Genomic DNA, 3,335 nt, shown 5'->3' with positions numbered 1-3,335 from the left:
TTTCAGATGAAGAACAAGTGCACGGTCATCGCGCTCTATCTTCACGCAATAATCATTATCATTTCATCAAAACTGATACGCTTTGGGCTAAAATATGCAAAAGAATGTATCATCTTTTCAACCATAAAAATGAATATTACAATTACAATATAGAGTATTTCCTATACAAATCCATAAAACATATTCGTCGTAATCATTACGATGCTATTATTCTTGAGAACAGACCTGGTTATGCTCTAAAACTCAAAAAGCTAACAGACTCAAAACTCATATATCATCTTCATAACGATAACTTAAATAGCAATACATACAAAAGCCAAGAGTTGTATCATCTTGCCACAAGTATTATCACCGTTTCTGACTATATAAGAATGAGAATACTAACAATAAATGCTTCTGACAGCAAAAGTGTTGTTGTACATAATGGAATTGATTTATCTAGTTTTTCTCATTGCAACAAACTTTTGTATGAAAGAAAAGATTTTGGTATAAGCGAAGAAGATTTCATCGTTGTATTTTCCGGACGACTAACTGAAGAAAAAGGTATTCTTCAGTTGATTACAGCATTCCATAAACTCACCAAGTACTCTAAAATCAAACTTCTAATTGTGGGAGGATCATTTTATGGACGAAACAAGGATGATAACATGTTCGTCAAAAAATTAAAAGAAAATGCATACAACATTCAAGACAAGATTATATTTACAGGATTTAAGCCATATCATGACGTTCCGTCCATATTAGCATTGGCAGATGTTGCTGTTCTTCCTTCTATCTGGAACGAACCTTTTGGTCTCACATTGGTAGAAGCCATGGCAATGGGGCTTCCCATCGTTTCGACATCTCAGGGAGGTATTCCTGAGGTATTAACACCAGATTGTTCAATTGTACTTGACAAGAACGACCAGTTACCAGATAATATTGCGACCAGTATTCTGTCTTTATATAACAATCCAAAACAGAGAGCAAAAATGTCAAAAGCCTCAATAAGGCAATCAAAACTGTTTGACAAAGAGAAATATGCAAAACAATTCTTTGCTACTATCGATTGTTATTCATAAACCTCAAAAAACTATCTGTTTTACCATTCGATTTTTATTCAAAAGCCATGACAACACAAAGCCACCAATCAAAGCACACATAAACTGTAATATACTTACAACGCTCGTGTGCTCAAATATAGGATAAAAAGCCGCCATACGATGAGCGATGTCCTTTCCTAATACAATAAATGGTATTTCCATACAGAAAATCGTCAAGGAATGTCTTCCTAACAAGACAAGAGGAATCCGACACACTTTCGATTTTTCAAGCAGCAAAGCCAAATTAGTAAGAATCATACATCCAGCAAAACCTGCTACTAAAAAAAGAGATAGACTATTGCCATATTCTCTCACTGAAATATTCACACCTTCAGTAAATCTCAAAGCAAAAACATAAATAATAGCACATATTAACACCAGCCACTTTTCTGTAAGTAAATTTCGCACTTTAATTTCATATCCAAGAATCATAAAGATAGTAAGAAGTGGTGCAGTATCTATACTCCATGGTAATAGTACTGGTAAATGTGACATGGCAACAGACGCCAGAAAATAAACAGCCAGAACAATATATTTATATTTAAAGAAACGAAGATAAACAGCATAGAGCAAATAACATAGTGACATACAAGTCAGAAACCACAGCGGAAAGTTTCCTACTATAAAGAGTCTATAAATATCATCCGTTCCAATTGGAAAGAAACAATACCTTGAATAAACAATACCAGAAATAGCTCGCAAAGAAAAGTCATTAAATATCAACAGCAACAATACGCTAAAGAAGAAGTATGGTTTAAGTAATTTTGGCAACTTTTTAACGACAGTTATAAACCGAAATTTCTCTTCTTGATTGAATGAAAACGTATAACCCGAACAAAAGAAGAATATTGGAATCACAAAAAAAGAGGAGAAAGTCACCCATTGATAACTTTCTACATGATTTAACAATACAAAAAGAATACCAATACCTTTTGCAATATCTATGAATTCAAGTCGTTTCTTCATTTTTCTCTTGCCTTATCTTTCTCAAACACTTTGGCGGGAATGGCTGTTTGCCGGATGCCATACGCACCTTCAATCACATCAGTTCCCCATGCTGTCGGCGTCTTCCAATCACGATGATCTACCATATCGAGCCAAGCATTCTCTTGGTTATTTCCTGTCCATGACCAAGGCATAAAACCATAATCCAACTGATGACATGTTTTTAGGATTGTACGATGGTCGGCCTTACAACCGAGATTATTTTTGCCATCATTATAGTTGTAGCCAAACTCACCAACGATCAAAGGCAATTGTTTATTCTTGGCTTCTGTCAGTTTATTGATAATTTTTTGGGAGTCATTCCAGGATCCATACATATGGACAGAAAATAAAATATTGTGCAAAGGGTCGCAGTCTATAAGTTGCTGACCACCTTTTAATATGGGTAAAATATTCTGTCCCCAACCTGGAGCATCAACAACCAACGTCGTTTTGAAGCCAGCTTCACGAAGTAATGCGATAGCCTTTTCATAGCTTTTCTGCCAATGTTTCGTGGTAACACGATGAGCGCCCCACTCGTTTGCAATATTGATGAGCAGAAAGCGTTCGTAACGCATCAGTACAGTTTTGACATCTTCACGAGCATAGTATCGCGCCATATCGAGCAGCCGTTCGCCCGACGAGTTTCCCGTTACATCGTGAAGTTCCACCATCGGAATCATCTTCAGCGCTATGCAACGCTCTATGACGCGTTCCAATTCTGCGGCTTGCCCCCTTGTGTGCCATACGATACGTAGCGTGTTAGCTCCTGTAGCAGCAATATCATCAAGTGCTTGATAGGCTTTTTCACCTAACCAAGCATGCGGGTTGTTGACACCTGCAATAATAAAAGGTTGTCCTGCGGCATCAATCAGTTGTGTTTTTTGGACATGAAAGTATTCTTGCGCATGACCATCAACACCAAGAATTGTCATTAGAATGGTTAGCAGTATTGACTTCATTGTTTCAGAAAAATATCTTGATTGTGATCTTTTTTATTATTTCTATTTTGCAAATTTACGAAAAAGGTTGAAAATAAAAAAATTTTGGGCAATTAATACGATTCTACCTTATAAATACTTCTGTTTGATGTAATTGACAATAAGAAATTTTGGAGTCAGCAATCGCCTTGGTATTACAACAATTATTCTTGGGACAGGATAGAATGTGGAAAGCGAAACGTTAATTAGACTCAAAGGCAAGAATATCGTTCTGTAAATATATCAAACACGTCTTGTATTAATATTGTAAGGTTATTATACTTATATT

At 35.9% G+C, this 3,335-nt stretch carries 3 protein-coding genes; 1 reads left to right on the top strand and 2 read right to left on the bottom strand.

Going from position 1 to position 3,335, the window contains the following annotated elements; all coding sequences use genetic code 11:
* On the top strand, positions 1 to 1,061 hold a 1,061-nt coding region (locus CIK90_RS11090; protein WP_144007272.1), incomplete at its 5' end, for a glycosyltransferase family 4 protein.
* 3 nt (positions 1,062 to 1,064) lie between these two features.
* On the opposite strand, the gene CIK90_RS11085 is transcribed toward CIK90_RS11090, so the two are convergent.
* Together CIK90_RS11085 and CIK90_RS11080 are read right to left on the bottom strand one after the other, a co-directional pair.
* The gene (locus CIK90_RS11085) at positions 1,065 to 2,048 is read right to left on the bottom strand and encodes an acyltransferase family protein (protein ID WP_094465418.1); all 984 of its coding nucleotides are present in this window, start codon (positions 2,046 to 2,048) and stop codon (positions 1,065 to 1,067) included.
* Complete coding sequence (locus tag CIK90_RS11080) at positions 2,045 to 3,028, bottom strand: cellulase family glycosylhydrolase (protein WP_094465416.1); 984 nt, start codon at positions 3,026 to 3,028, stop codon at positions 2,045 to 2,047. The genes CIK90_RS11085 and CIK90_RS11080 overlap by 4 nt, the downstream gene beginning before the upstream one ends.
* Between the last annotated feature and the right edge of the window lie 307 nt (positions 3,029 to 3,335).

Origin of the sequence: Prevotella sp. P5-126, from assembly GCF_002251185.1 — a bacterium.
In the GTDB taxonomy this organism is placed as follows: Bacteria; Bacteroidota; Bacteroidia; order Bacteroidales; family Bacteroidaceae; genus Prevotella.
This window is presented reverse-complemented; position numbering and strand designations above follow the sequence as displayed.